This window comes from Pelagicoccus mobilis (assembly GCF_016595505.1).
GTDB classification, from domain to species: Bacteria; Verrucomicrobiota; Verrucomicrobiia; order Opitutales; family Opitutaceae; genus Pelagicoccus; species Pelagicoccus mobilis.
In genome coordinates this window covers 22940-30970 of record NZ_JAENIL010000066.1, presented here as the reverse complement: position 1 = coordinate 30970, position 8031 = coordinate 22940, and the positions used below count along the sequence as shown (strand labels likewise).

The window sequence follows — 8031 nt, the reverse complement described above, 5'->3', positions numbered from 1 at the left end:
CGCTACGGCATGGTACTGTATACTAGTATTTTGTGGTCAGAAAAGGGAAAGCAGTTGGTCGTGGACTTGGGGGGAGGTGAGTTGGTTGGGGGTCTCTCTTGGGGATATGTAGATGGGCCAGTCTTCGGTGTTTTGGGGGAGGCGGCCGTGGGAGCCTTTGACCAGTTTTGCATCGAGCGGGATGACGTCTAATAGGGCTCTGAAGCCGAGCTTCTTTTTTAGGAGGAACTTGGCGATCTTCGCTGCGGGCAGTTTGAGATTGGGGTCGACGAAGAGTTCGACGGGGTCGTAGCCGGCTTTGCGATGGATGTCGACGCAGCGGGCGAAATCAGGGGCTAGCGCGTCGTCGAGCCAATAGTAATGGGTGAACCAGGCGTTTTCTGCGGCGATAGCGATGAGATCGCCGCTGCGCTCATGAGCGATCCCTGCTTGAATCTGAGAGTTGCGGTCAAGTACGTCAGTTACGCCGGGGAGGGCGAGGAGGGCGTCGCGGACTTGGCTCTCGATACTGGAGTCGTTTAGGTAAACATGAGCCACTTGGTGGTCAGCTACGGCGAAGGCTTTGCTCGCTCCGCAGTCGAGTTGCTCGAGACCGAGTTCGTCTTTTATGGTGATCCAACCTTTTTCTCGGAGGGCGCGATTGATGTGGATCGGGGTATCGACATCGGTGATTCCGTATTCAGAAAGCAACACGACTTCCACGTTTCGTGCGGCGAAGAAATCAATGAGATCGCCTACGACGGTATCGATTTCTTGCAGGTCTTTGCTGATGTCTGGGTGGGATGGACCGAGGCGTTGCAGGTTGTAATCGAGGTGGGGAAGGTAGACGAGATTGAGGTTCGGGCTATGTTTCTCTTCGACCCATTGGGCTGACTTAGCGATCCATTGAGAGGAGGGGATGCTGGCTTTGGGACCCCAGAAGGTGAAGAAGGGGAAGTCGCCAAGATCCGCTTTGATCTCCTCTCGCATACCCATGGGTTGGGTGTAAACGTCGAACACTTTGCGGCCATCCGCGGGATACATCGGGCGCGGGGTAATCGTGTAATCGGCCGATGAATACATGTTGTACCACCAGAAGAGTTTCGCGGTTTTGAAACTGGGGGTCGCCTCTTTGAGCTTTTGCCAGAGCTTAGGTTGGCTGACGAGGTGGTTGGACTGTTTCCAGAAGTGGATTTCGGAATAGTCGCGATTGTACCAGCCATTGGCGACGATGCCATGCTCGGAGGGAAGCTTACCTGTGAGGTAGTCGGATTGGGCAGTGCAGGTAACCGCGGGGAAGGCTGGTTTGACGATCGATTGCCGGTGGCTTTGGGCGTATTTTTGGATACGCGGGGTGTGCTCGCCGATGTGGCGTTGGGTGAGTCCGACAATGTTGAGGACGGCTAGGCGGTTCATGGAGTGTACGTTTTGCCCACGAAGAGCACGAAGAATCACAAAGGGGGATTTTGTTTCTGTTCGGAGTGCTAGAAGATGGAGCGGGTTATCTAGGGAGAAGCGAAATGGATTGAAGGATTAGGTCTGTATCCATTTCGTGGACTTCGAAGCGTTGGCCGATCTCTTTGAGGAGAGTTATTGTTAGGATGCCGCCGAGGTGCTCGCGGAATTCTTCGAGACCGGCGAGGGTGGTGTTTTCACCAGGAATGGACTCATGCTCAAGCTCGGGAGCGTATGTTGCGAATCCGAGCTTTTGTATGAGGTTTAGGATACGGTCGACGCTTGCCTGGTCGAGGTAGCCTGCTTTTTGGGAGTAGATTGTGTCGATGGCGATACCGATGGCGACGGCCTCGCCGTGGGATATGCGGAAGTCGGAGAGTTGTTCCAGTTTGTGAGCCGCCCAATGTCCGAAGTCGAGGGGACGAACGCTGCCCATCTCGAAGGGATCTCCGGAGGTAGCGATGTGGGTGACGTGATGTTGAGCGGAGCGATGGACGAGTTCGCGAATGGTTGCGGTATCGTTGGCGTTCAGGGCATCGGCGTTCGATTCGATCCAGTCGAAGAAGGAAGCGTCGCGGATGAGAGCGACTTTTATCGCCTCAATGTAGCCGTTGCGGAGGTGTTTCTCTGGCAGCGTTTCGAGAAAAGCGAAATCGTTGATAACGGCGAAGGGCGGAGCGAACGAGCCGACGAAGTTTTTCTTTCCGTGGAAGTTGAACCCGTTTTTGACGCCTACTCCTGCATCTCCTTGGCCAAGGGTTGTAGTTGGGAAGCGGATATGGCGAATGCCACGATGGGCAGTCGCGGCGGCGAACCCAACGGTGTCGAGCAGAGCTCCTCCGCCGATCGCTATGAGGTAGCTATGGCGGCAAATCTTCTGCTCTTCGATTTGCGAGTAGATCTGCTTTAAGTAGTCGGTGTTGTTTTTGATCGGCTCGCCGGCGGGGAGCAGGTGGATGCCGCGGAGGTTGAGATCGTCCCGGTGGTGCTGGAAATAGGCTTCTATTTGAGCGATCAGCTGCGGATTGGCAGATGCGACGCCTTCGTCGACATAGAAAATCGCTTTACGACGAGCCCCGGATTCCTTGGCGCAGAGCACGTGCCGGAGGAGTGGGTTCTGCGTGTCGAAAGCCTTTTCTGTAAACAGGACCCTTAGCTGGTAAGGGATTGCGATGGAGTGCTCGATATTTGGGAGATCGGACATGGAAGGGTTGGTACCGGGTAACGGTTGCCGGGTTCCGGATTAACTAGCGCGGATGAAGCGTTGGGCCGCTGTGGTGAGGGCGAAGAGGCTCGCGAAAATGATGAGGTGGGTTTGGGTGGCTAGATTCAAGCTGGAGAGGATGAGGAGATCGAGAAGGGGGATGGATGCGATGAGTGGTCCGATGGTTTTGCCGATTATGAGTTGGCCATCGACCCTTGCTCTCAGGAAGGAACGAGCCATCCAGGCGATAAATAGCGCGAGGGCTGCGATTTGTTGTGGGTCCAAACCGTGGCGGTTGTAGTAGAATGCTCCCAGGATGGGAGCGATCAGCATTGCCAAGGCTGGGTAGTCGATCGCGTTGGTGGTTGATTCGGTGCGGGCCAGAAAGGTGATGCCCATCACGTAAACGAAGATGGTTCCGGTCGCGATAAGGTTGTTGAGGTCGATTCCGTTGTCGAAGGCGCTGGCTACGGTGAGGTAGAGAAGAGCGCGGCAGGCCGCCATGTAGATGGGGGCGATGGGATTCTGTTTGTGGTTGCTATCGTAGAGCACGATGGCGAGCACCGTGCCTGCGGCGAAGGCGGTTGGGAGAAAGCGTTGCCAGTCGATCCTGTCTGCGGCGAATCCGGTCCAAGCGAGGCAGGCGAAGCCGAGGAGTAGGAAGGCGATGGAGAATGTCTGAACCTTTGCTGCGGAAATTGAACCGCTCGGGATCGGGCTGTCTGGGCGGAATTCTTGGTCGAAGTCGCGGTCGCAGTAGTCGTTGAGATACATGCCTCCGATGTAGAGGAGGCTAGCTCCTAGGAGAAGGCTGGCGAGTTGCAGGGGATTGTAGCCGCCGACGATGATCCAAGCGCAGAGGATATTGGACCAGACGGTGGGGAGATTGGATACGCGGCCGAGAGCGAGATGGGTGCGGAAAGACGTCACCCGGAGCAGGATGGGAGTGAGAGGGGGAAAGGGAAGGATGTTTTGGGGATCCTGCTATGTTGTTTTTTTGCCCACGAAGTTTTGGATTAGAATAATCGCCAATGGCGATTATGGATAGGGAGCCTCTGATGAGGCTCGGGGTGGGAATGTGACTGATCTCGTTTTCGTCTGGAACGGTGCCCTGACGCTACCAGGATTATGGTATTAATGGGGATAGTCCGCGTGACTTATTGGACTTTTCTTAGAGGAGCTGGCGGGACTTTAGTTGGGGGAGGAGCCAATTGTACTCTTGGGTGATCTGGTCGACGACGGAGCGGGTGTGCAGCTGGTTTGGTAGGACTGCCCAGGTGTAGGTCTCCATCTCGAAGTGTTGGCAGAGTTCGGGACCGGCTGCGACGTGGTCGAGGGTATCGAGGATGTGGTCGCTCGTGGATTGAAGGGGAGCTGCGGGCTCGCTGTGCAGGGGAATGTGAAAGTGGATACGCCATTCGTCGGAGGTGTCTTGACCGTTGCGGCGTGCGGCGAGGGCGTCGGGGAGATCGGCGAATCGTGAAGCGATTTGGGGTTCCGCGTTTTGGGTGATGACTTGGTGGAGGTAGGTGGGCTCGCAGTAGGAGTCTAGTTGGTCGAGGGTGGTAGGCGAGAGGTCTTGGACTTTGAGCGCGGAGCTGAGGTGGATCTTTGAGATGCGGATGTTCTGGCTCTGGAATTTTGAAAGCGATTCGTGTGCGTTCTCGTACTGGAGGGCTAGGTGGCAGGTATCGTAGTTGACTCCGATGCGCTTGAGGATGGAGGAGGTGTCGCAGTGGCCGTTGAGGAAACGGTCGAAGAATTGGATTGTTTCGTCGGTGGTTTCGAAGAGGCAGAGCGGTTCGGGTTCGAGGCCGAGGTGTAGGTCGATGCCGGTGCTTTCTGATAGACGATCAATGTGTTGATAAACTTGATACAGGTTTTCGTTTATGACATCTATTTGCTCGGGGGCTTTGATGAAGTCTTTGAAGGATCCTGGGACTGTGGATACGGATCCTGCGACTCCGCTTGGTAGGAATTCGACAAGGAGGTTGAAAAGCTGTTTTGTGTATTCGACGCGTTCGGGAGTCGTCCAGTCTGGGGAGTAGGCGTTTTCTTTTACTCGGGTGTTGTGGAAGTTGCCGTAGGGGAAACCGTTAATGGTGAAGACATAGCAGCTGTTGTCGTCGAGCCAGTGCTTGAAGGCTGCGAGTGTCTGGGGATTGGATAGCTCGTGGGCTGCTGAGGCGCTCAAGCGTAGGCCGATCGCGTATTCGGCATCCGGGCACACGTTTTGGCGAACAGCGAGAACGTCTTGTTGCAGCGAGTGGAAGGTTTCTTGCCAATCTTTTCCGGGGTGGACGTTGGTGCAGTAGGCAAGGTGAGCGTTGTTTTTTAGACGCATGGGGGCACACATGATCGCCTTCGGAGAAGGCGATCCACCTAGAGTTAGATTTTGAAGTTGGGGGACTGGCTGAGGAAGTTGTAGGGGGTCTGGAAGAAGACCTGGTCGATGGTCTCGTCGTCGTAGCCGCGGCGGCGCATTTCCATGGCGGCGTAGGGAACGGCGAGAGGGACGGAAATCCCCCAGTCGCAGGCGGAGTTCATCCAGAGGCGATCGGCTCCGTAGGTTTCGAGCATGTCGATGGCTCGGGGCGAGGTGGCTTTGGATTCTGGATACAGGGTAATGCCTCCCCACATGCCGGCGTCCATGACGTATTTTACGGTGTGCTCTTCGACGTGGTCGATGAGGACGCGATTGGGGGCGATGCGGGAGTCGGACTTGATGAGATCGACGATGAGCTTCGTACCTTTGAGCTTATCCTCAAGGTGGGGAGTATGGACGAGAATGAGCTGGTTGTGCTTGGCTGCGAGGTCGACGTGCTTCTCTAGAATCGTCATCTCGTTGCGGCTGTTTTTATTCAGGCCGATTTCTCCGATGCCGAGCACGTTGGGCTTGTCGAGGAATTCTGGGATGAGGTCGAGGACTTCCTGGGCGAGGGCGAGGTCTTCGGATTCCTTTGGGTTGATGCAGAGCCAGGAGAAATGAGGCAGCTGAAATTTCGCGGCTCGGGCAGGCTCGTATTCGGTGAGTTGTCGGAAGTAGTCGTAGAAGCCCTTGGAGGAGCTGCGGTCGAAGCCTGCCCAGAAGGCGGGTTCGCAGACAGCTTTGCAGCCGGCGGTGACCATAGAGACGTAGTCGTCGGTGGTACGGCTGACCATGTGGGCGTGTGGCTCGATGTAGCGCATGAGAAATTGGTTCCGGGTCGCGGGTGTCAGGTTCCAGGGAAATCTGCTGTTGGTTTCCGCTATGTTTTGAGGGTGCGCGGTAGCATGGCAACCGTTCTGTGCGGTTTGGGGCGCTGTATTAGTTCAGCGAAGAGGCTATTTGAGGAACTGATCCTCTCGTTAGGCTGCTTCTTCGGGGGCGGAGCGGAGTTCTCGGGCGAGCGTTTCGAAGAGTTTGTTGGCCTTAACGGGTTTGGTGAGAAATCCGTTCATGCCCGCGTCCATGCACTCTGCTTCGGCGCTGGAATAGGAGTGGGCTGTGAGGGCGACGATGGGGATCGTGTCGAGTTCGTCCCGCTTGCGGATTTCGCGGGTCGCGGTGATGCCGTCCATCTCGGGCATGCTGAGATCCATGAGAATGGCGTCGAAGGTTCGCTGCTCGAGGATTTCGAGGGCGATGCGGCCGTTGTCGGCGCAGGTTGTTTGGGCGCCCATGCGTTTGAGAAGAGACGTTACCACCTTTTGATTGGTGGGACTGTCTTCGACGACGAGGATTTCGTATGGGGCGGAAAATTTGGGTTTGGTCTTGGCTTTGGGTCGTTTGGCCGGGGACTGGGCAGCATTTGCTTGGACGGGAATTTCGATGGTGACTCGGGTGCCTTTGTCGACCTCGCTTGCGATGAAGAGAGTCCCTCCGAGGGCTTTGACGACTTGATCGCAGAAGGCTAAGCCCAATCCGAATCCACCGAAGTTTCGGGTGCGGGTGGTCTCGGCCTGGGTGAAAGGATCGAAGATGGATACGAGGCTTTCTTGTGGGATCCCGATGCCTGTATCAGAGACTTGGATGCGGAGTTTTTTTGTCTCTGGCGTGTCGGTGTCGCCGAGCTCGATGGAGATCTCGACGCTGCCTTGGCTTGTGAACTTAAGGGCGTTGGTTCCGATTTCTCCGACGACTTGGAGAAGCCGACTCTTGTCGATTTCGATGTTTGTGCCGGGGGCTGCTTTGTTGTGTATCTGGAGATCGAGTTGGCTTTTCTTCGCGTCGTTCGATAGTCGGAAGGCGAGTTCGCTCTTCAGTTGATCGAGCGGGAAGCTGCTTGGTTTTATGATCAGTTCGCCTCTGTCGAGCTCAGAGAAGTCGACGACTTGGTCGATCATGCGGAGCAGATGTTCGCTGGATTGGAGAACGACTTCGAGTTGTTCGCGACTTTCAGGGGGGAGTTCGTTCTCGCTTTTGATGAGTCCGAGAAAGCCGATGACCGGATTGAGCGGGGTGCGGAGTTCGTGGCTGACGACGGAGAGGAACTGGTCTTTGGCACGAGACGCGGCCTGGGCCTTGTCGCGTTCCTCCTTTAGGGTTTCGGCTTGTTCTTCGAGCTGGGTGGCTTGCTCTTCGAGTTGGGCGGCTTGCTTTTGGAGCTGGTTGTTGGAGTGGGCGAGTTCCCGCTCGTTTTCGCGTAGCTTGGAAATCGTTTTTTGTAGGGAGGTGAAGATCCACGAAACGATGTAGGCGACGAGGAGGCCGATTGCAGCGATATGGATCGCTTTGATAAGCCAAGGGGTACGCGAGTGCAGATAGGATAGCTCGTCGATGGTGTAGCTTAAGTGGCCTCGGATGAAGGCTTCAGAGATAAGGAGGGTCGCCAGTGTTGCGAGCGTGGTGAAGGTGATCGACCAATACAGTCCAACGAAGATTGCGCTGAGCACGGCGAAGCCTACGAGGAGAATTGGGCTGCTCGATAGCAAGCCGAGCGAGGCTAGGCCTGCCGCGGAGGCGATGAGAGATACGGTGAGGATGGCTCCGGATTGAAGGTTGGGCGAAATCTTGTTTCGTAGCAAAACTGCAGCAATCAGGATGAGGAAACACAGGGTGTGGAGGTTGCTGGACCAATCCCATCGAACGCTCAGGGAGCGGAACAGCGTCATGAGGTAGATGGGGGTGACGAGTACTAGAGAGTACTTTGCGCAGGTGTTCACTATCCGCTCGGTCAAACAGTCTAGGTCTGAGGTCGAGGGATCTTGATTCGGTTGATTCAAGAATTTGTCTCCGGGGCGCATGCGTTGAGAGTCGGTGCTTCCGCTCTCTATCGGAGTGGGGGGAGTACCGCGTAGGTATTTGAGGCGATTTGAGGACTTTTCCTGAAGTCGCCTAGGGCGTTTTGAGGCGCCTGGCAGAGGTGTTGTCTCCTTCGTCTCTTGTGGTCCTGGCAAAGCAAAGCGGTAGG

Annotated in this window: 6 protein-coding genes; all 6 read right to left on the bottom strand. The window is 55.8% G+C overall.

What is annotated here, in order from left to right; translation table 11 throughout:
- Nucleotides 1-36: 36 nt before the first annotated feature.
- The 6 genes from JIN87_RS24280 to JIN87_RS24255 all read right to left on the bottom strand — a co-directional run bounded on the left by JIN87_RS24280 (nucleotide 37) and on the right by JIN87_RS24255 (nucleotide 8017).
- A complete protein-coding gene (locus tag JIN87_RS24280; protein WP_200358513.1) occupies nucleotides 37-1395 on the bottom strand; it encodes an alkaline phosphatase family protein in 1359 nt (452 codons plus the stop codon).
- A gap of 85 nt (nucleotides 1396-1480) precedes the next feature.
- Nucleotides 1481-2638, bottom strand: a complete 1158-nt coding sequence (locus JIN87_RS24275; RefSeq protein WP_200358511.1) for a 3-dehydroquinate synthase — start codon at nucleotides 2636-2638, stop codon at nucleotides 1481-1483.
- A 39-nt stretch (nucleotides 2639-2677) separates the two neighbouring features.
- Entirely contained in the window at nucleotides 2678-3568 is an 891-nt protein-coding gene (locus JIN87_RS24270; protein WP_200358509.1) for a UbiA family prenyltransferase, read from the bottom strand.
- Nucleotides 3569-3809: 241 nt separating this feature from the next.
- A complete protein-coding gene (gene eboE, locus JIN87_RS24265; protein ID WP_200358507.1) occupies nucleotides 3810-4982 on the bottom strand; it encodes a metabolite traffic protein EboE in 1173 nt (390 codons plus the stop codon).
- 44 nt (nucleotides 4983-5026) lie between these two features.
- Nucleotides 5027-5827: a TatD family hydrolase gene (locus JIN87_RS24260; protein ID WP_200358505.1), complete on the bottom strand. Its 801-nt coding sequence runs from the start codon at nucleotides 5825-5827 to the stop codon at nucleotides 5027-5029.
- A gap of 159 nt (nucleotides 5828-5986) precedes the next feature.
- A complete protein-coding gene (locus tag JIN87_RS24255; protein WP_200358503.1) occupies nucleotides 5987-8017 on the bottom strand; it encodes a response regulator in 2031 nt (676 codons plus the stop codon).
- Nucleotides 8018-8031 lie beyond the last annotated feature (14 nt).